This is a genomic window from Geoanaerobacter pelophilus, assembly GCF_018476885.1.
GTDB classification, from domain to species: domain Bacteria; phylum Desulfobacterota; class Desulfuromonadia; order Geobacterales; family DSM-12255; genus Geoanaerobacter; species Geoanaerobacter pelophilus.
The window spans coordinates 199835-220229 of sequence record NZ_JAHCVJ010000005.1 but is presented as its reverse complement, the minus strand read 5'-3'; the positions used below and the strand labels follow the sequence as shown (position 1 = coordinate 220229).

Sequence of the window (20395 nt, the reverse complement as noted above, 5' to 3'; positions counted from 1 at the left end):
ATCAGCTTTGAGCCCTGACAGCCGTAACAATACCTTACGCAATATTCGGTGAGTGACTAGATGCTGAACATTGACAAGCAGGAACTTCTGCAGAAGATAATCTCACAGCTCACCGACGATCTGCATGTTCTTCTGACCGCGGCCAAGACTGCCCACGCGGCAGCAACCCACGAAGAGAACATTCCTGACAACAAGTATGACACGCTTGCCCTGGAAGCATCGTATGTGGCCCAAGGGCAGGCTAATCGCGCCCGAGAAATACGGAAATCGATAGAGATTTACAAACAACTAAAACTGTACGAGGCAAACGATGAGACTATTCGCCTGACCTCGCTAGTCGCCTTGGAGGATCCCTTGGGTGCGAGAAAACTGGTATTCATCGGACCAATCGAAGGGGGTTTGAAGATCGAGCATCAAGGACAAGAAATCGTGTTGATTACCCCAGGCTCGCCCATGGGACGAGAGCTTATTGGCAAATGCGTTGGAGATTCTGTCGAGATCGAGGCGGGCATCTGCCGCACGGAGTATGACATTGTCGAAGTTTGTTGAAGTAGTCATGGTTCCCGATGATTGCTTTCATCAGGAGCAACGGCCTACATGCCAGGAGGATGGCGTGGAAGTGCCTTTGGAACGTATCGCCCCGATGTCTTGCAAAACCTGATTGCCGAGTTTGTTACCAGAGAATGGGAGGAACTGGGCAACTCCTGCCACACACTGGACGATAAAATTCTGCAGGTACGCCAGCAGTTGCATGAAAACAAGGCCAAGATAGTTTTCGATTTAAAAACGAATACCTGTAATATCGTGCCGAACAAAGGATAAGCCATGTTTGAAGATCAGTATAATCAAGAAATGGAAGCTGAGGTATTACGCCTGGAGGCTAAGAGCCGAGCTGTTGCCGCAGGACACCCTGAATGGGAAAATGCCTGCATAAAATGCCGGTGTCAGGTGGAAACAGTAATGACCAATAAGTGCGATAATTGCCCATAATTTTTCTGCCTGGACATGAAAAATCTCCATAAGCACTTGCCCAGTGCGGCATTGAATTAAACAGCAACCGACAAAATCCACCGACAAGGAGTATTTACCCTGAAAATATGGATTGATGCCGATGCCTGCCCACGGGTTATCAAGGATATCGTCTTTCGTGCCTCAGAACGACTCAGTTTGCGGGTAACACTTGTAGCAAACACGAGTCTCTCCAAACACAACACAGCCCTTATTGAATCCATAGTCGTCGCTGACGGTTTTGACAAGGCTGATGACTATATTGTCGAGAATGCAGCGGTAGAAGACCTGGTGATAACCGCCGACATCCCCTTGGCGGCAAGGGTAGTTGCCAAAGGCAGCATTGCTTTGGACCCGAGAGGTGAACTGTACACCGAGGAAAATGTTGGGGAAAGACTCTCCATGCGAGACCTGATGATGGAACTGCGTTCGGAAGGGGTCGTTCAGGGAGGGCCAAGCCAGTTTAGCCTTACTGACCGGCAGCGCTTTGCCTCATCCCTTGACCGGTTGCTCACCCAAATGCTGCGCGGTAAGCGGCCTGTCTAGTAAAAATCGGTTGCATCAAAAGGGCAAAGTCAAGCTTCAACCTGCCGACTTCATAACACTGCAGATATCCGCTACCTAACAATACCAAAGCACCTGATGCTTTGACAAAGAATACAAAGAGGCTGAACTCTAACGATGTTCAGCCTCTCTTGATTACACCGGAATCAGATGATTAGTTGCCAATGATCAGATAGTTATCAATTGCATGCTAATAGCGGTGCCACCGATATTCTGGCTATTTATAAGACGCAACTTCCTTCTTGTGGGCGGCTCCTTTTATCATCCCTACAACAGTCATAATGGCCGGGATGAGCTGCACGACTAAAACCAACGCACATAATGCCAAAAAACCGATTACAAGGACACCGCTGCTGTATATCTTCGTGGTTGTAGCAGCATGGGCAGTGCCCCCAAACATTGCAATCCACAGCAGTACTGTCGTCATGATGCGTTGTGTCGTTTTCATATCATCCTCCTATCCCATTTTTTCAACATCGCTTCTAGTGGGTTTATAGCAGCATGCATACCAACAATTAACATTTACACACATTATATCGTAACGCTCTGAAATTATTAAGAAGACGTCAACTTAGCTCTTCTGACTCGTCATATGGTGACAATCAACTGTATAAAAAATACAGCATGGCACGAGTTGCATTATTGAGCCGAAGGGCAGTGACACACGGCTAATATACTGTTAATAGGTGCAATTACCATAATAGGCCATATAGTATTAATTTATTGTACATGCATTTTTATGCATGCGATAAATACTAGCTGACGCTTAAGCTTTCAATTTATTGCTAAATGCCACATTACATATGCAAACAGTGACTCGAATCACATTAACCTTCCCATAGAAAATGCTATGGTTGGTTCAATTGAATAGCAGCAGATATCGACAATACTAAACCTCCCGTAAGGGTGGGACGGAAAGCCCAAGGGTCTTACTGAGACAGCCGGGTCGCCGAAATATCAACACGATATGGGCGATCCGGCTTTTTTTGTGTCAAATGCTTTACGAAAGTAACGGAGGATAATATGAAACCACGGCATATCAGCTCTTGCAGCTTTCTCTCGGCAATACTGTCCGCCGCCTCTTTACTCCTTGCTCCTCAGAGCGCTTTTGCAGAAACAGTGACCTTTACTCAGACAATCAGCCAGCAAAACATTGACCAAGCAAATCTCCAGCCCCATTCTCTGAAAAAAATACGGCTTGCCATGGATGACGACGGCAATGTCATGGTTCGCTACGGCAGCGTATCTGTAACCTTCATCTATGAATCCGGAAGTAATCCCCAGGAAAGTCGCATGCAAGCCAGCAGTTCTGCCACTCGTCAGGAAGTAGCATGCCTCGGAGGAGTCAGTGTCAAATTTGGGGTCGCTTTTTGAAAGAAGAGACTTTCTGAAATAGCCGTTAAATCCCGCAATATCACCACGCCCCTAGAGGCAGGGGATATCCCCCCAGAGACTGGAATCGTTGTAGGATGATAATTGATCTCTATTTTTTAGCTAGTGCCTTTAAAGCGGACATGTCAACGGTTCCCGGCCTGCGTTTGATTACTCTTTTAGTACCTTCTAGGTTCGCAATCTCGGCAACCACATCAGGGAACTCGTTGTTAAGCAATTGACGAACCGCATCGTTATCGATGGATGGCAGGTCGTCATTTTGTACCCCTCCGCGTTTGATCAAAAAGCGATCGAGAACACCATCGCTCTTCCTTAGAAATTCAAGCATGTCGAGCACGAACATTTTCCCTGCCGGGAACTTGCCGTTGAACAACGCCTGCAAGTCACTCATTTTGACCTTGTTAGTAGCAAGGTGACGAATCCACTTTTGGCAGTCGCAGCTGTGTGCTGTTTCGAGATTACCGCTTGTAAGAGTGAAGCGGACTTTATATTTCGACATATCACCTCCCAGGTTCTGCTGTCGACTATCGCTGTGAACCGGACGGCTCTTAAAGCAGTTTTCGTTACATATCTCTGAGACCATTCAGCGAGATGCCAAATAGCATCTCGCTGAATCGAACGTCTAAAAAACCAGCTTTACAATCAGAGGAGAAGAGTTGGCGTCAAAAGTAGCGCTTCAAGAGTCCGGCGAAGACTTGTCCGTGGCGGGCTTCATCTTTACACATTTCATGAACAGTGTCATGAATGGCATCGTAGTTGAGTTGTTTGGCTTTGGTCGCCAAGTCCTTTTTACCTTTGCAGGCCCCATTCTCGGCATCGACACGCATTGTAAGGTTGGTCTTGGTGTCTGCCATTACAACTTCACCTAACAACTCGGCAAACTTGGCAGCATGCTCAGCTTCCTCTAACGCGATCCTTTTGTAGGCTTCAGCGACTTCAGGGTATCCTTCGCGGTCGGCCTGACGGCTCATTGCCAGGTACATGCCGACTTCAGTACATTCGCCCATGAAGTTCCTCTTCAGTCCTTCGATGATCTCCTGATCGATACCTTGGGCAATGCCGATCTTGTGTTCATCGGCCCAACTAAGGTCACCTTCCACTTTGAGGACAAACTTATCTGCTGGAGCCTTGCATTGTGGACACTCGGTTGGGGGAGCGTCGCCCTCATGGATGTAGCCGCAAATAGTACAGACATATTTCTTCATAGCTTCCTCCTTTGTCGTAACGTATCAGATAATGGCCTGGCTGGCATGCCAGCGTCAGGTAAGGATTTTATATATTAACACGTTTAAGGAGGAGAGCAATTCAAGAACCGGCCTCATTTTAGGCTAAGACATGGTGCCTTCCTTTATCTCGTCGCCCTAAAAAGCCGAAGTAAATCTCTACCTGTCAAATTTATGTGTTGGGCCATGATTGAAAAGCATCCAGTAATATCCAATAGATGAAACCACCTGCTCGAACTGATCAAAGTCGATCGGTTTCTGAATATAGCTGTTGACCCCAAGGCTATAACAGGCAATCAGATCACTCTCCTGGGAGGAAGAGGAAAAGATAACCACCGGTAATAAGTTGGTTCTCTCGTCAGAACGGATTTTCCGTAACACCTCGATGCCGGTCAGTCGCGGCATGTGAATATCGAGGAGTACCAGACTTGGCAGTTTTTCACTCCGCTCAAGGCATCTCACCAGGTAATCGAGCGCTTCGACGCCATCCTTGACCCAATAGATTGCATTTATAATATTGGCTTTTTTCAGAGCTCTCTGGGTTAAAAAGGCATCATCGAGATTATCCTCGACGAGAAGAATAGTCCTGCCTTTGGATTTCATCTGCTCATTTACACTGAATGAATAGGAAACATCCATATATGACTTTCCCCAAGCATGTCCTCAAGATCATTGACTCGCCCCCTTTTTTTTGACAAAAAAAAGCCGGGACCGAATCTCGTGTGAAATTTCGGCAACCCGGCTGTCTCAGTAAGACCCTATAGGCTTTCCGCCCCATCCTCGCGGATGGTTGAGTATTATCGTTTATTTCTAAATCTATTTTTTTCGCATTTTAAATTTATGTTAGGATTTGTCAACATTTTTCCAGGATTGGTTGAAGTGCGAGCCTAGCAAAGCGCTCCACCTTGTCATGTCTTTTATCCTTTATTATGTGCAAACTCCATTGGCAATGCTCTTAGAACTGGATCTGACAACGCTTTGCAGTCCCGTCTTCCTTGAACCAGAGCAGGGTTTTCTTGGAACGGGCACACCAGTCTCGGACATCCTTTTCAAAGGTGGCACAGTCGGCGACCACTTCAAGCACATCGCCGGGTTTCATTTTTGATGCCATGACAGTAACCTTTAGTGTCGGTTGCGGACACTTCAGTCCGCGTGCGTCGAGTTGTTGGACAGGCATAATTAAACTCCTCCTAATCAGATAATGACAGTGTACCCAGTTGTTTAACAGTTGCAACCATCTCGGTGATTACCTGGACGTATTTCTCGCCCTCGCCGGCGGAAACGTAATCAAAACGGCAGCGCTCCCTCTCTATTCCCATCTGCTCCAGTAACCTGACAAGCATGGCGTGACGCTGGGCAGCCCGGAGATTCCCCTCCTTGTAGTGGCAATCTCCGGGATGGCATGCCAGGACAATCACCCCGTCCGCTCCACCTCTGAAGGCTTTCATTACAAACTGGGGGTCCATCCTGCCGGTACACATGATCTTGATGATGCTGACATTGGGCGGGTATGGTGTTTGAGAAGAACCGGCCTTATCTGCTCCGGCGTAGGAACACCAGTTGCAAAGGAAGCCGACAATCTTCGGTTCGAATTCGACATCCACATTGGTCTCGGGTGTATCTTTCTCTAGGCATGTCGTTGCGCTCATTTCAACGCCCCCTCGATTTCAGCCAGAATCATGGCGCTGGTAAAGTGATTTGCCTTGATAGCGCCCATGGGACAGGCTGCGACACAGGTGCCGCACCCGTGGCAGAGCACCGCGTTTACCACTGACACGCTGTTTTCTGCATCAAAACTTATGGCCCGGTAAGGGCAGACACTCATGCAGACCTTGCATCCGGCGCATTTTTCCGGATAGACCGAGGCAAACAGCGGATCTAGCTCGATCTTCCGCCCCTCGACCAGTTCGGACAGGATAAATCCGGAGGCTGCCATGGCCTGATTGGTTGCTCTCTGGATATCTGCCGGTGCCTGGCATGCCCCGGAAAGGTAGACCCCACGTATCTTACTGCGGGATGAATCCATTCGCCCGTGGAGTTCCTCGAAAAAGCCGAAGCGGTCAAGGGAAACGTCCAGCATAGTTCCAAGTTTTACCGTGTCGGAGCTGGGAACCACTGCCGGGCAAAGCACAATCATATCAGCGTTGAAGTTGCTACCGTCCGGCAGGCGGATTTGCTGGCAGCCATCTTCGCTGGCAACCACAAGGTCAGCAATGCGGTCATACCTGATGAACTTTGCTTTGTGGTTATCCCGGGCGGCACGGTGCAAGGCATACTCCTCCTTGCCGGGAGAGACGATCTCTTTGTAGAGATGAACAATCTCTGCATCCGGAAGTTTTGACTCCAGAAGGTGGTTGAACTTGAAGGCATATTGACAGCAGATTCCCGAACAGTACGGCTTGTGGTCATCGTCGAGTGATCCGACGCAGTGAACGAACACCACTGATCCCGGCGATTCTCCGGTTGATGTTACCACCTCCCCCCCGGTCGGACCGTTTGAAGCAAGAATCCGCTCAAACTCGAGGGCGGTTTTAACATCAGGAAGACGGCCATAACCTAGGTTGTCGATGCTGGAGCAATCATAGAGCGACGAACCGGTTGCAACCATTATGGCGCCAACCTGCCGCTCGATGATTTTTTCCTGGTCGTCAAAAACAACAACACCTTCACCCATGGGGCAGGCCGCACTGCAAGCAGTACAGTCGGAACCCTCAGTAAAGCGGGTGCAAAGGGACGGATCGAGATACGGCGCATTGGGGAGAGCCCCCATGAAGGTGAAACCAATGGCCTTTTTCTCGTCCATATTATTATTGAACGGATTCGTTCCGCTGACGGGGCATGGCTCAAAACACTCACCGCACCCGATACACTGATGAATGTCGACATAACGGGGCTTCTGCCGGATCTTGACCTCGAAATTCCCGAAATAGCCGGCTACCTCACTTAGTTCGGCCATGGTAAGAAGCTCAATGTTTTCAGCATGCTCACCGTGCAGGATCTCCCCCATGACCGGCTCAAGCATGCAGGGTCCGCACTCCATGTTGGGAAACAGCTCCTCAAACAAAACAGGCAACCCGCCGATCACCGGAGTTTTCTCCACCAGAGTCACCTTCCGTCCAGCTTCAGCCAGGGTCAGCGCCGCCTTGAGACCGGCCGGACCGGCTCCGATTACCAGCACAGCTGAAGAGGCCTCCAGCTCCTGCTTTTCAAGCAGTTCATGAAGTTCCACACGCCTGAGCGCGGCTTTGATTGCCACCGCTGCCTTGTTGACCGCTTTTTCAGGATCTTCGGTGACCCAGGCGACCTGTTCACGGATATTTACCATCTGCATCAAATACGGATTCATACCAGCCGGCTCCATCACCCGCATGAAAGTAGCCTCATGGTCCCTGGGTGAACAAGCGGCTATGACAATCCGGTCCGGTTTTTCCTCTTGAAGATCCTGTTCCAGAAAACCCTTGCCATCCTCCGAGCAGAGAAACGGGCAGGTCTTGAAATAAGACATCATGCCGGAAGATTTCAGCTTGTCCCTGACTTTGTCTGGATCAATCCTGTCGGTAATATTCGTACCGCAGTTGCAGAAGTATACGCCGATTTTCATGGCTTTCACCCCTTGGGAGCCTTAATCAATAGTGTATTCAGATTCAAAAATACCGCAGCGGCAAAGGATATCCGCCACTGCCAGCGGAAGAGCCATGCTCACTCCACTGCTGAGTTCCTCGCTGAAGCTTTCAACATCGTCGGCTTCAATCCCCATAATCTCAACAAGACCGGGAAGCGCCAGCCCCAGATCGCTGCCCAGCGCAAGGGCTGTGGAGAGATCACCGTCATGGGTACAGAGGGTATTGCGGGTCTTGGTTAATGATTCCAGCGAGAGCATCTGAACTGTGCCCGGCTTGTGTAAGCCGGTCTTCATTGCATCCACGATGATCGCCCGTTCGTAACCGGCAATAGCCTCCATCAACCTGAGACCTCCGGCATACGCTTCAACAACATCTACCCCGGCATTTTCCGGGATAGCCTGCTTGACCAATGCGGCAACCTTGATCCCTACGCTGTCGTCAGAAAGGATCGGGTTGCCCAGTCCAACTACGATGGTGCGCATCACCCTCTGCTCACAGTGCGGATGATTTCGCCCGACAGATCGCGGATATTGACGCTGAGCGGCATCCTGCCGACTGCGGCATGGGTGGCACAGGAAAGGCACGGGTCATACAGCCTGAAGGCCATTTCGATCCGGTTCAGCATTCCCTCTTCGACCACCTTCCCTTTGGTGATGATCTGCTGGGCTGCCTTCTTGATCGACATGGTCATGGGGGCGTAGTTATTGGTAGTGCCGACGATCATGTTTACTCTGGTCAGCACCCCCCGCTCATCGGCCTCGTAATGGTGGGTGAGGGTTCCGCGCGGAGCCTCCACACACCCTATACCACAACCGATAACGGCGCCGGGTACGGTCCTGAGATCAGGGGAGGTTATCTCTGGATCGTTGGCCAGCTCCAGCATCCGCTCGGCAGCGTAGAGTAGTTCCACCAGCCGCGCCCAATGAGTTGCCAGCCGATAGTGAACCGGCTTGTAACGGCCATTGACCTTGCCACTGCCCAATGTCTCGTAAAAAAGTTCATACTGTTCCTGAGCCCTGGGAGTGGCCATGCAGTCGGAAACATTCAGCCGGGAGAGCGGCGAAGCGGCATAGACACCGCTTTCAGGGCCGTCCACAAACCCTTTCCAGCCGACATCCTTGAGATAGGGGTATTTGAGGTAGGTCCAGGGTTCCACCCGCTCGGCGATGTGGGAGGCGTAATCCTTCGCAGGGTACCTGACCCGTTCGTCCCCGTCCGGTCCAACGACTCGTACGGTACCGTCATAGAAGTTCACCCGGTTCTGTCCATCAACCAGTCCCATGTAATATGTCTTGTGGGTGTAAGTATCGGCAGTGATCAGGTCAACGTAAGCCTGGTTTTTGAGTACCAGATCCTCGAAGACCTGCAGGGTGAACAGGGCAAAGTCGATATTCTTCTGAGCAATACCAACAATCTCATCCCGTTCGCTCTCTGTAATCGGACGGCTCCAGCCGCCGGGGAGGCCGGCAACCGGGTGAATGCTTCGCCCCCCCACAGTCTTGATGACATGATGGTTGCGGGCACGGCACTCTATCACCTGCCTGCCGATATCCAGCCCGACTTTTCTGATTACGCCGAGGATATTGCGTTCACCTGGCGGGGCATCTGGCCCCATGATAAAGTCCGGCCCACCCAGAGCATAGAAGTGGGTGGTGTGGTCCGTAACATAAAAAGCCGAGTAAAAAAGCTCCCGCAGCTTTTTGGCGGCGGGCGGCGGGTCAGCAGCAAAAAGGGCATCCAGTGCCTTTGTTGCTGCCATATGATGAGCTTCGGGGCAGACCCCGCAGATGCGGTTGGTTATGACCGGCATCTCTTCAGCTTGACGACCGACGCAGAACCGCTCGAAGCCGCGAAGCTCCGGCACCTGGAAGTAGGCGTTAGCTACGTCCCCCTCTTCGTTAAGGAAAATATCAATCTTTCCGTGTCCTTCAAGCCTGGTAATGGGATCTATCGAGATTCGGTTCATTTGTCCACCTTCCCGCCGATGATCGAACCGGGCAGGCTGTATTTGTAGAAAGTGCCGGCATAGTCCGGGATCCTGTCGAGAAGGGCTTCGACTCTGGCAGCGATCTCCTCCTCACTCTTCCCTTTGCTGTCACCGATATCGAGAATAGAGCCAAGAGCGGCAATCATCCTGGCACCTTGATCGGTTACCCCCTCGGGCGGGCCGTAACAACCGGTACAGGGCATGTTAGCCTGTGGGCAAGGGGCGCCGCATCCGTCTCTGGTGGCGATTCCCATACAGAGAAGGCCCTGCTCCAGCAGGCACTTTTCAGGCTCAGGCGTAATTTCAAAGTTACGGTAAAAACGTTCAATTTTCTTGTCTGCTTTGACCCGCTCACACTCGTCGCAGACTGAGATGCACCCGCCGCCGATCACGCTTCCCAATGGAGGGAGTTGTGCCCCGCTGACAACAGCAGCCACAATATTCCATATCTGGTGGGACTCGGGTGGGCAGCCGGGGATGAAGTAATCGACCTCGGTCACCTGCCCAAGAGTTTTGACCTTTTCATGGAATGCCGGGATGGTCAGCGTACCTTCCGGAACCTCGTTGGAGATTGACGGGACGGTGCCGTCAGGGTTGTCGATGGTTGGATTATCCAGATACACCGCTTTAAAAATGTCTTTTTTGGAATGGAGATTTGCGAGACCGGGAATGCACCCCTCGCAGGCACAGGAACCGAAGGCGATCAGAAGTTGCGACTTTTTCCTGAGAATCTGGGCCATCTCCTCATTTTCCCCAGTACGGATGGCGCCATTGAACAGGGTAATGGCGATGCTCTTGTCGGGCAATGCCTCGATATCCTTTTTCTTCGTATCCAAAAGGCATGGGCAAAACATGAACTCAAACGCGGCGTCAACATCAAGGAGCTTTTCGTGAAGGTTAACCACCGCGATCTCGCAACCGCCACATGAAGCCGCCCAATAGATCGCCAGTTTAGGTTTTTCAGGCATAATCAACCTCCGGGTAAAATGAAACCTGTTCCTGATTACTGCTGATCAGCAACAACCTTGTTGCGCCCACCTTTTTTTGCTTCAGAGAGGGCATCGTCCACTGCCTTGCAAATCTGTTCGGCATCACCTTGAAGTGGAAGTGCGGCAATACCACAACTGAATGTTGCGCTGAAGGAGTCGGTTCCAGCCGGGAAGCGTATGGCGGCAAAGCTTTCCCGAAGCTGTTCAAAAAGGGGTGCGGCCGTGGGGATGTCGCAGTCAGGAAGGATGACCCCGAATTCATTGCTGCCGTAACGACCGATAATGTCCGTTTTACGGCACCTTTGTTGAAGGAAACGTGCCATGGCGATCAGGACCCGGTCTCCGGTGGGGTGTCCATGGCTGTCATTGATCTTCTTGAAACCATCAATGTCTATCATGGCGAAACAGAGTTTTTTACCGCAACTGCGGCTTTCGGCAATTTCACTGATCAGCCGTTCCCTGAAGTTGGTATGGTTAAGAAGGCCTGTCATGCTGTCCTGGACCATATTCTGACGAATCGTTTTCATGCGTCCGGCGCGGGCGGATACGGCACTGATAAGGTGGTCCGCCTTGATCGGCTTGGAGAGGAATTCGTCACCACCCACCCTCATTGCGTGAAACGGCAGGTCGCTGTCGGTTTCGCTCGATAGAAAGACTATGGGAATACCGGAATAGGCATCGATCTGCCGAATTGCCCGGGCAAGTTCAATTCCGTTGCACCCCGGCATATTCATGTCCGAGAGGATCAGGTCCGGTTTGAATTCAAAGAGCAGTGGCATTGCCAACATCGGGTCGTTCAAGGTTCTGGTTACCATCCCGGCACTACTGAGAATGGTGGAGTACAATTCAGTAAGATGCGGGTCATCATCCACGATCATTACCCGGTAAGGTTCGGGCTTTTCCGTTGAGGTAAGCAAGCTGAGGGTCGAACAGAGAACAGTGAGGTTTACCGGTTTGACGAAATAGGCATCAGAACCGGCTCTGGCAGCCGCAAGCCGAAAAGAGAGCTCGTCATGTGAGGAGATGAAAATTGTCGGGATAGCAACATCCTGCCCTGACTGGAGCTTCTGAATGGTCTCGGCCCCACCCAGCGGTCGGCCTGGGAATACCAGATCCATGACAATGGCGGCAGGAGGAGAATTTTTCACAGCCTGGCTGAGTTGGTCCAGATCTGCAAAGGAGACAACCTCGAAGCCGAAACAGCCGATCTGGGTTGCCATAGTCAGCCGCTGAAAGGAATCGTCCTCGCAGAGGTAAACCATTTTGGTTTCCTTGCCTATCGAGGACTCGGTGGCAGCCACCAGTTCCAAAGTATTAAGGTCAACCTCCTGGGCAGTTTCAATTTTTGCTGCCTCCGCGCTCATCCCGTTGATACTCTCTGTCATCTTATGGCGCCAGTCACCAGGTATTTCATCGGCCTGCATCGCCTCCTTTGCCAGGCCTTCCCCTACCGCTGCGGCAGCGCTTAATCCGCTCAAGCCAAAGGATGCGCTCGCTCCCTTTATGGTGTGGATAAGCCGATGCAGATCTTTTAGCCCCTCATCCTCCATAGGCCCTTGGCACAGATCGTCATATGCCTTGCGGATCGCCTCCAGTTGCGTGGGAAGCTGTTTGATATATGAATCTCGTATCCGCTGCAGTTTGTTAGCAACTGAAATAACCTGAGTGCTCATAGGTGATCATCCTTTCAAGGACGGGCGATAAGAGATTCAACAACCTCGGGAAGAACCTCCTGAAGCTGTTCATCCTTGGTTAGTACTGCCTGCATATCCGGATGGGCGATTCTTAGGGGGGCGGCCTCTTCTCCGGTAAGGAGAACGAACGGCTGAGAGAAGCCCTGCTTGCGCAACTCAGCAAAGAGCTGAATTCCGTCCATCCCCGGCATGTTCATATCCGAAACCACCGCGTTTATCGTTGGGTCGTTCGCCAGTTTCTCCAGCGCATCGATGCCGCCTAACGAAATCACCGTGTCATATCCGGCCGATTCAAGAATCAGCCCCGTCAACTCGCCGGTAAATTCGTCATCGTCCACTACCAGAATGTTTGCAGGTGCAGCACTCATGTTCTGACTCCTTTTTGGGTTGTAATAGGCACAAACTATCCGATCAAAGTGCGAACCGTCTCAAGCAGGTTGGACTGATCGAAAGCACCTTTTACGATGTAGGCGTTGGCTCCTACCGTTATGCCACGCTTCTTGTCCGATTCCTTTTCCAGAGAGGTTACGATGACGATCGGAATATTCCGGTAGCGATCATCATCACGCAACCGCTCGGTCAGGGAGAACCCATCCATTCTGGGCATCTCCACATCAGTGATTACAAGGTCGTACATAATGTCGCGGGTTTTTTCAAAGGCGTCCTGGCCGTCTTCGGCTGTTTCCACTACATAGCCGTAAGCCTCAAGTATGCTTTTTTCAATCTCCCGCGTATTGAGAGAATCGTCTGCGACCAGTACTGTTCGGCTTAGTTTGTCTTTTGCCTGTGCAACCCTATTCGCGGGTGCGGTTATTTCATGGGCCGTAATGAACAACTCCGGAATATGCAGAACATTGATAATGCTGTTCATCTCGCCAATGGTGACTCCCGAGACCATCCGGAGGTTCTGAAGATGCTGGGGAAGTGGCTTGACCACCATCTCCTCCCGACCCAGGATCTCATCAACTATCAGGCCGAGCTTTTCCTCTCCGTTCCTGATAATGACGATTACTGCTTCATTTTTCCCCTGCACACCATCTTGTGGAAGTTTGAGGATTGCGGCTAGCTTCTCCACCGGGATGATCTGTTCACGCAGGCGGATTGCCCGTTTATTGACGATTTCAATGATGTCATGCTGTTGAACTGTGAGGATTTCTACGATAGAGGTGGCTGGCAGAGCGCAGGTCTTGTCGCTTACCGTTGTGAGAAACAGCGTGAACACCGCAAGGTTGAGAGGGAGCCGAAGAAGAAAGGTGGTTCCGCTCCCTTCCCTGGTTTCGGTATGAATTGACCCTTTGAGTTCATCAACGATGCTTCTCTTGACCACATCCATCCCCACCCCTCTGCCCGAGAGGTCGGTAATGATCGGGCTGGTGCTGAAGCCGGGCATAAAAATGAGATTGCATATCTCCGAATGTGACATTCTAGCCAGGGTGTCGGCATCGAACAGACCCTTGGAAAGCGCCTTTTCACGAATTCTGTCGGCAGCCAACCCTTTTCCGTCGTCACTCAGCGCTATGGTGACACAGCCACTGTCGTAATATGCCGACAGCCTGATGGTTCCCTTGAGCGGCTTGCCGGATACGGCCCGTTCCTTGGCGTTTTCCAGGCCGTGGTCAATGGAATTGCGGATCATATGCATGAGAGAGTCGCCGATCCGTTCGATAATCTTCCGGTCAAGTTCGGTTTCACCACCATCCACAATGAAATCGATCTCCTTGCCATGCTCCTGCGAAAGATCCCTGACGGTTCTGCGCAGCGGATCAAAAACGGTGGAAAGCGGCTGCATGCGAAGATTTAGAGAGGTTTCCTGGAGATCGGTGATGAGATGATCCTGCATAAGGGATTCGTCGTGCAGGGCTCTCACCGATTGGCGCAAGGACAGGTGCAGCGCGGCTCCTGCCTCAATAACTGCCTTGTGCTCGCTATTTACCTGGGCGTCCTTGCCAAGAAGTTCGGCGATGCCTGCCAGATAAAGCGCGGTGGCATGTTCTAGTTCGCGCAGATGTGCGACATGCCGCCGGAACCTCCCCTGTTCCGAGACGATCTCACCCATGAGCCTGATCAGGTCATCAAGCTTTACCGCGTTGATCCGGAGATAATCGATCTGTCGAGGCTTGGCTGGCGAGGGAGCGGGCTTGCTATTCTCGACAGGAGCAGCTGATGAAGGGGGTGCCATTTGGGATGCGGCAGGTTTCTCAAGTTCTTGAGCGGCTTCGGCTGATGGCGCCAAAGCCGGTGCCGGCGGCGTTACGCCCTCAAGAGAAGGTGCCGGAGCGGCAACAAGATCTGGAACCGGAGAAGCCGAAGCCGACGGCGGTTGCTCCGGTGCCGGCGTATCCTCAGAAGCAGCCGCCTTTGCAAGCTCTGCGCAGAGCGCGGCAGGCGCTTCTGGAGAACTTTCCCCTGCAGCAATACGATCCAGCATCGCCAGAAGGGCGTCCACCCCCCGAAACAGCGAGTTGGAAGCAGCAGTGGTCAGAAGAATTTTGCCGCTGCGAACCGCATCGAGAATATCCTCCATTTTGTGGGCCAGCTCGGCAATGCCGGCCAGCTTGATCATCTTCGCCGACCCTTTGATCGTATGGGCCGACCGGAACAGACCATTGATCAGCTCGGTATCGCCGGACGAACCTTCTAGATTGAGCAGGCCTTCGCTAAGGCGGGAGCAATGTTCCCTGGCTTCATCAACAAAACGGGCAATAAATTTGGAATGATCTAAAGCCATTATTTATCCATTCTTCAATAACGACAACTTGTGTCGGCAGATAGTCATGAACTGTTCGGCATTAAAAGCTAACGGGAAGAACTCTTCTTGCCGCTTCAGAGACGAGCCTTCTTCCAGAACGCGAAGAGCCGCTTCATATCCGCTTCTAGACCTGTTTTTGTCACCCTGGCCAAAAAGAATCTCTGCCATATAGAAATGTGCCAGCCAGCAAGAGGACTTCAGATAAAGTGCCTCGCGGAAGCGGCGCTGGGCATTTTCATCATCCCCCGCATGCCGTGCCGTAACGCCCAGCATGAGATATGCTTCCAGGCAGAGCGGGTCACGGCTAAGGATGGTGTTGCAGAGGGCATCGGCCTCCTTGAACCTGGATTTGCTCATATAGATACTGCCCTTGAGGGAATGTGCCCTCGTAAAAGAGCTATCCTGCTCAATAATGGCATCAAGCAGTGCCAATGCCTCGTCAAGCCTGCTTGAAATGGCCATCTGCAAGGCATCATCAAACTGTTTTTTTACGCTGCCGTTATTGGCAGAGGTTGATGATTTCGGTCCAGAAGTTGCCATGCCGGTCCGGACCTGTGACGGCGCCGTGGATACGGGAATATCGCCAGTTACTGGCCTCCGGAATGATTCAGGTTTTTTCTGCAACCGTTCCGCAGGTTCCTGTTTCAATGTTCGAATCTCATCAGTTTTCGCACCGGCAATTTTTCTATAAAAAAAGACGGAACCTCGATTCACGAGGGTGAGGATTCCGATGTCATGCTGCATGGTTTCCGTCGTACCGACAAACAGATGACCGCCTTCCCTGAGCAGCAGAGCCAGGCGTCCGAAAATTTCCCGCTGGACAAGGGAGGGGAAATAAATCGAGACGTTTCGGTAAAAAATCACATCTGCCTGTTGTATGAGAACGGGATAGAATGCATCCTTGAGGTTGACCTGCTCGAAACTGACAAGATTTCTGGTTCTGTCGAGTTGATATGTCCCTGTCCCACTCTGCTTGAAATAGCGCTCAAGGATTGTTTCGTCCATATTCCTGAAAGAGTTTTTTCCATAAGTTGCAAGTTTCGCCTTCGCAATTACAGAGGAGTCGATATCAGTTCCCACGATCTGAAACAGGCGCCTGCTGTCATCGCCGAAACGCTCTTGTAGCTTTATGGCAATTGAATACGGTTCCTCACCGGTGGAACAGCCGACGCTTACAATTCGTATGAGGCCAGTTTTCCGCTCTGCCAGGATTTGCGGTACGACGTAATCGACCAACATCTCCAGATGATGCGACTCCCGAAAGAAATAGGTCTCGTTCACGGTCATGAGTTCAATGAACTGTCGGAACTCATCAGGGTCTGCAGCAAGAAGATCGTGATAGCGGTCCGCTGCATCAATCCCCCTCTGTGACATCCGCTGCATGATACCTGCAACAAGAGTGGCCTCACGGTCGCTCTCAAAGAAAAAACCGCAGGTCTGGAGCATCAACTCCTTGAAAGGGGCAAGATCGATAGCGCTTTTCATCATTTCGGCCATATGGAACGGTTCACTGCCTGCCGCCGACTCGCAACAGCAACTCGGCCGGGATATCGTCAAGCTGCAGTATCTTGTCAATACAGCCAAGCTCAACGGCACATCTGTTCATGCCGTACACCACGGAACTTTTCTCATCCTGAGCCAGAGTTACCCCTCCCGATTTTTTAATCGCCTGCATGCCCTTGGCGCCATCATCACCCATTCCGCTTAAAATAAGGCCTACGCACCGCCCCCGGTATGCGGAGGCAACCGAGGCAAGGGGAATATCGCATGATGGATTGTAGATCTGCTGCCGATCCCTGTCGCTGAGCAGGATCATTCCCGACTCCGTTATCCTCATTGAATGTTCGGCAGGATTAAGATAGACATTGCCGTTTTTGAGAATGTCACCGTTGCACGCGACTGCAACTTTCAGCGGGGTGCCGCTGTTCAGCCAGTCCGCCATCCCCTGGGTAAAACCTTCGGCAATATGCTGGGCAATGATGATCGGAACCGGCAATGTAGCAGGCAGCTGGGAGAGAATGCTGTTGATTGCCTGGGGGCCGCCTGTCGAAGCGGCAATAGCAATGATGCTCCCTTTCGTTACAGGTGGGAGGGGAGCCTTTTCGCTCTCAGCATGCTTATGGGGCCGTCTCCCCATAACGGAAAGGTGTTTCGGGACATCCACCCGGCTCAAGCGACGGAGTCTTTTTACGAGATCTTGAGCGCTTTCAGGGCTCATATTCGGTTTTTCAATGACGTCCAGGGCCCCGTTGGATACGGCATCGAAGGCAGTGCGGACATCAGTCAGGGATGTTATCACGAGGATCGGCAGCGGATTCTGAGCCATAATCCTCTTTATGGCCTCAAGTCCACCCATGACCGGCATTTCAATATCCATGGTCACGATATCGGGCTTGAGCAGAGAGGCCTTGGCAACGGCATCGGCGCCATCAGCAGCCTCACCAACCACGACAATATCCGGTTCAGCAGAAAGGATGGCCCGGATCATCTCGCGTATTGGCTCGCAGTCATCAACCACCAGAACCCGTATTGCGCCCTCAGAGCCCCCCATAGGTCAGTTGGTCTCCCGTGTCGATTTCAGTTCACTATCAGCCACCTTGTCACCAGCCTTTAAGAACATGACCAATGATCTCAACTCTTCGGCCAATGAGGCAAGTTGGCCGGTAACAACGCTTGACTGGTGGGTCGAGTCAGTGGAAAACCGGACTCCTTTTTCGATATCCTTGAGCGCCATCACAACCTGACTGCTGGCAACCTGCTGCTGTTGTGTGGAAAGCGAGATGTGCCGCGCAGCGTTGGCGGTCTCCTCCACGCCATCGACACTTTCGATAAGCATCATAACTGTGTGAGAGGCATACTCCTGTCCTTCCTGTATCAGTTCGAAACTCTTTTCCGAAGACATCACCAGCCGGTTGACCGAATCCAGGATCTCGGTTATTTTCCCTTCGATCTCTTTGGTGGATTCGACCACGCTGTCAGCCAGCCGCCGGATCTCAACCGCCACCACACCGAAACGTTTTCCGGCCTCACCGGCGCTCGCAGCCTCAAGGGCAGCGTTGAAAGCGATCAGCTTTGTCTGGTTGGCAATATTGTTGATAATCTCCATTACCTTGTTGATCTCTTTTGACCTTCTCCCCAGTTCTACTATTTCGCTCAGATTTGCCTGAATGTTCTGGCTGATGTCGTTAATTTTGAACGTCAGGTTCTCAACCTCGGCCGCCCCGGTTTTAGAGTCATCCAGTGTCTTGTCTGCCCGTTCAACCACACTTTGGCTGTGCTGTGCTATCTGGCTCGCTGTGGAGGAGAATTCTTCCATTGTTGACGAAATCTCGATCACCGAACTGGCGAGTTGGGTGGCGAAATCTGCTTGCTGATCCATGGTTGAAGCAATGTCACCCGCATGGGAGTGGATTTTTTCGGAAATGCCGGAAACCTTGCCTATGATCGGGAAAAGAGACTTCTTTACCAGAAAGCCGACAAGGAATGAGAAAATTATGGTGATGACCGCTGTTGTGACAATAACTACCCATTGCAGGTGGTTGTATGCGGCAAAATAATCGCTCTTTTTCACTCCCACATACAGTACGCCGATGGTCTCCCCTTTTTTGTTCTTGATTGGGTCATAGGCGGTAAAATAAGGGATATCGAGGATAATTGCCTCTCCCCGGTACGGTTTTCCCTCCTTTATGACTGAGTCGTAAGCCGGGCCGACAAGTTTTGTATCTATCGCCCGTCCGCCATCAGCTTTCAGGACGTTGGTCGAAACGCGGGTATCACCCATGAATATGGTTGCCGTACCGCCGAAGATTTCCGTGATCTTGTCGGGAAGCTCATAATTTCCGTTAATAACGTAATTACCTGCCATCAACTTGCCATTGGTAACGCTGAAATCACTACCTTTGGTGCGAAGCAGCTCCCAAAAACTTTTCAGGATGCTTTCCTGCGATTTGCTGGCCTGCCGGTCTATCTCTTTATGAACACTGACAAAAACGAAGCAGGTGGTAATTGCAATGGCCATTGTTACAATTATGACGTTTATCAGGATAAACTTTGTGGTCAGCTTCATGGGTAACTCCCCTCCATGCTTTTCGATTAAGATCAGATGCCTTCTACCTGCCCTTCTATTGTCAGCCGTTGAAAATCAACGAGCAGCACCATGCTGCCGTTCCTTACCAGGATGCCCCACATCCCCTTGCGTAAAGCGAATGGTTCAAGCAGTGGCGGGAATGGGCGAATATCGTTCTGGTTGAATTCGGCAATATCTTCCATTGAATCAATGATCACGCGGTATGGGCGAAAGCCCCTTGTCCTGACGGTAATTATGGTTGGCGCTGCATAGGTGATCGAGTCATCGCCATAGGGAACGACATCATGGAACCGGAACAGGTCATTCCCGGTTTCACCAGTGTACGCGGCAATAGACTCAGCTTGGTCGGCTTCTATGCCGAAACGGACACCTCCAACGGAAAAGAGCAGCAGATTGAGACATGTCGCAGGGGCAGCGCTCATAATGATATTTTTGCCGCCAGCTTTACGATGTCGAGCAAGGTCACGATCTCGTTGCCATGCTCGATTTCACCGGCCACCAGTTCGCGGGCATCTCCGTTGAGCGTCATAAGAGGGGGTTTGATCATGTTAACCGGGATATCCACCACATCTTCAATGGCATCAATCATAACGCCGGAGTGAAAATCCCCTCTGACTGCCATGGCAATAAGACTCTTACGCGGGTCGGCCTTTTCTTCGCCCAGGAAATGGCGAATGTCGATGACCGACTCAATATCGCCACGCACGTTTATGAGCCCGGGAAGATATTCAGGAAGGCCCGGCACCCAGGCGATTTCGCAGGAAGTTAAAATCTCTCTGATATCCGACCCGTAAAACGCATAACGATTGCCGCCCGAGGTAAAAACAACAACTTTGACCTTCTGCTCTTCAACATCAACGACTTCCTTTGAATGATGCTGTCGTTTTATCTCGCACAGAACCTGTTCACTTTTCAGTTGTTCATCAGCCGATTCCATCCCCGAGTCTCCCGTTAACATCTGCGTATCAGTATATTTGCTGATGCAGCATGTATCGGTATACAGCCGGTAAACATTAGCAAATATTGTGATTCACTATAAAACAATGAACTGGCAGATCTCCCACATGCACAAATTGATT

General features: G+C 51.3%; 22 protein-coding genes and 2 riboswitches. Of the genes, 4 read left to right on the top strand and 18 right to left on the bottom strand.

Annotation, left to right across the window (positions count from 1 at the left end; translation table 11 throughout):
• Positions 1 to 60 precede the first annotated feature (60 nt).
• The 3 genes from KI809_RS13320 to KI809_RS13310 all read left to right on the top strand — a co-directional run bounded on the left by KI809_RS13320 (position 61) and on the right by KI809_RS13310 (position 1554).
• Entirely contained in the window at positions 61 to 549 is a 489-nt protein-coding gene (locus KI809_RS13320; RefSeq protein WP_214172059.1) for a GreA/GreB family elongation factor, read from the top strand.
• A 48-nt stretch (positions 550 to 597) separates the two neighbouring features.
• Positions 598 to 822 carry a YheU family protein gene (locus KI809_RS13315; protein ID WP_246559405.1) on the top strand — a complete coding sequence of 75 codons (225 nt, stop codon included), beginning with the start codon at positions 598 to 600 and terminating at the stop codon, positions 820 to 822.
• A 267-nt stretch (positions 823 to 1089) separates the two neighbouring features.
• Positions 1090 to 1554 (top strand): YaiI/YqxD family protein, encoded by a 465-nt coding sequence (locus KI809_RS13310; protein WP_214172224.1) that lies wholly within the window; start codon positions 1090 to 1092, stop codon positions 1552 to 1554.
• Between the two features lie 235 nt (positions 1555 to 1789).
• Here KI809_RS13310 and KI809_RS13305 read toward each other — a convergent pair whose 3' ends face one another.
• Positions 1790 to 2020, bottom strand: coding sequence for a hypothetical protein (locus KI809_RS13305; RefSeq protein WP_214172058.1), 231 nt, complete (start codon positions 2018 to 2020; stop codon positions 1790 to 1792).
• 430 nt (positions 2021 to 2450) lie between these two features.
• Positions 2451 to 2526: riboswitch (cyclic di-GMP riboswitch) on the top strand.
• Between the two features lie 69 nt (positions 2527 to 2595).
• Between KI809_RS13305 and KI809_RS13300 the strand changes: the two genes are divergently transcribed.
• Positions 2596 to 2946 (top strand): hypothetical protein, encoded by a 351-nt coding sequence (locus tag KI809_RS13300; RefSeq protein WP_214172057.1) that lies wholly within the window; start codon positions 2596 to 2598, stop codon positions 2944 to 2946.
• A 109-nt stretch (positions 2947 to 3055) separates the two neighbouring features.
• Here KI809_RS13300 and KI809_RS13295 read toward each other — a convergent pair whose 3' ends face one another.
• From KI809_RS13295 to KI809_RS13215, 17 genes are all read right to left on the bottom strand, one after another.
• Entirely contained in the window at positions 3056 to 3463 is a 408-nt protein-coding gene (locus tag KI809_RS13295) for a hypothetical protein (protein ID WP_214172056.1), read from the bottom strand.
• 163 nt (positions 3464 to 3626) lie between these two features.
• Complete coding sequence (locus KI809_RS13290; RefSeq protein ID WP_214172055.1) at positions 3627 to 4169, bottom strand: NADH peroxidase; 543 nt, start codon at positions 4167 to 4169, stop codon at positions 3627 to 3629.
• A gap of 177 nt (positions 4170 to 4346) precedes the next feature.
• On the bottom strand, positions 4347 to 4826 hold the full coding sequence (locus tag KI809_RS13285; RefSeq protein WP_246559404.1) for a response regulator: 480 nt from the start codon (positions 4824 to 4826) through the stop codon (positions 4347 to 4349).
• Positions 4827 to 4916: 90 nt separating this feature from the next.
• Positions 4917 to 4993, bottom strand: a riboswitch (cyclic di-GMP riboswitch).
• 149 nt (positions 4994 to 5142) lie between these two features.
• Positions 5143 to 5364 (bottom strand): sulfurtransferase TusA family protein, encoded by a 222-nt coding sequence (locus KI809_RS13280; RefSeq protein WP_214172054.1) that lies wholly within the window; start codon positions 5362 to 5364, stop codon positions 5143 to 5145.
• A 13-nt stretch (positions 5365 to 5377) separates the two neighbouring features.
• Positions 5378 to 5836 (bottom strand): hydrogenase iron-sulfur subunit, encoded by a 459-nt coding sequence (locus tag KI809_RS13275; RefSeq protein WP_214172053.1) that lies wholly within the window; start codon positions 5834 to 5836, stop codon positions 5378 to 5380.
• Positions 5833 to 7788 (bottom strand): CoB--CoM heterodisulfide reductase iron-sulfur subunit A family protein, encoded by a 1956-nt coding sequence (locus tag KI809_RS13270; RefSeq protein ID WP_214172052.1) that lies wholly within the window; start codon positions 7786 to 7788, stop codon positions 5833 to 5835. The genes KI809_RS13275 and KI809_RS13270 overlap by 4 nt, the downstream gene beginning before the upstream one ends.
• Before the next feature lie 21 nt (positions 7789 to 7809).
• Complete coding sequence (locus KI809_RS13265) at positions 7810 to 8292, bottom strand: hydrogenase maturation protease (RefSeq protein WP_214172051.1); 483 nt, start codon at positions 8290 to 8292, stop codon at positions 7810 to 7812.
• Complete coding sequence (locus KI809_RS13260) at positions 8292 to 9776, bottom strand: Ni/Fe hydrogenase subunit alpha (RefSeq protein WP_214172050.1); 1485 nt, start codon at positions 9774 to 9776, stop codon at positions 8292 to 8294. The genes KI809_RS13265 and KI809_RS13260 overlap by 1 nt, the downstream gene beginning before the upstream one ends.
• Complete coding sequence (locus KI809_RS13255) at positions 9773 to 10765, bottom strand: NADH-quinone oxidoreductase subunit B family protein (RefSeq protein ID WP_214172049.1); 993 nt, start codon at positions 10763 to 10765, stop codon at positions 9773 to 9775. Before KI809_RS13255 ends, KI809_RS13260 begins: the two co-directional genes overlap by 4 nt.
• Positions 10766 to 10800: 35 nt before the next feature.
• Positions 10801 to 12459, bottom strand: a complete 1659-nt coding sequence (locus KI809_RS13250) for a response regulator (RefSeq protein ID WP_214172048.1) — start codon at positions 12457 to 12459, stop codon at positions 10801 to 10803.
• A gap of 14 nt (positions 12460 to 12473) precedes the next feature.
• Positions 12474 to 12848 carry a response regulator gene (locus KI809_RS13245; protein WP_214172047.1) on the bottom strand — a complete coding sequence of 125 codons (375 nt, stop codon included), beginning with the start codon at positions 12846 to 12848 and terminating at the stop codon, positions 12474 to 12476.
• Between the two features lie 35 nt (positions 12849 to 12883).
• Positions 12884 to 15208, bottom strand: a complete 2325-nt coding sequence (locus tag KI809_RS13240; RefSeq protein WP_214172046.1) for a hybrid sensor histidine kinase/response regulator — start codon at positions 15206 to 15208, stop codon at positions 12884 to 12886.
• 3 nt (positions 15209 to 15211) lie between these two features.
• Entirely contained in the window at positions 15212 to 16786 is a 1575-nt protein-coding gene (locus KI809_RS13235; RefSeq protein ID WP_214172045.1) for a CheR family methyltransferase, read from the bottom strand.
• A complete protein-coding gene (cheB, locus tag KI809_RS13230; protein WP_214172044.1) occupies positions 16737 to 17780 on the bottom strand; it encodes a chemotaxis-specific protein-glutamate methyltransferase CheB in 1044 nt (347 codons plus the stop codon). Before cheB ends, KI809_RS13235 begins: the two co-directional genes overlap by 50 nt.
• 3 nt (positions 17781 to 17783) lie before the next feature.
• Complete coding sequence (locus KI809_RS13225) at positions 17784 to 19295, bottom strand: methyl-accepting chemotaxis protein (protein ID WP_214172043.1); 1512 nt, start codon at positions 19293 to 19295, stop codon at positions 17784 to 17786.
• Positions 19296 to 19327: 32 nt separating this feature from the next.
• Positions 19328 to 19738, bottom strand: coding sequence for a hypothetical protein (locus KI809_RS13220; RefSeq protein WP_214172042.1), 411 nt, complete (start codon positions 19736 to 19738; stop codon positions 19328 to 19330).
• Positions 19735 to 20253 carry a chemotaxis protein CheW gene (locus tag KI809_RS13215; protein ID WP_214172041.1) on the bottom strand — a complete coding sequence of 173 codons (519 nt, stop codon included), beginning with the start codon at positions 20251 to 20253 and terminating at the stop codon, positions 19735 to 19737. Before KI809_RS13215 ends, KI809_RS13220 begins: the two co-directional genes overlap by 4 nt.
• Positions 20254 to 20395: the final 142 nt, after the last annotated feature.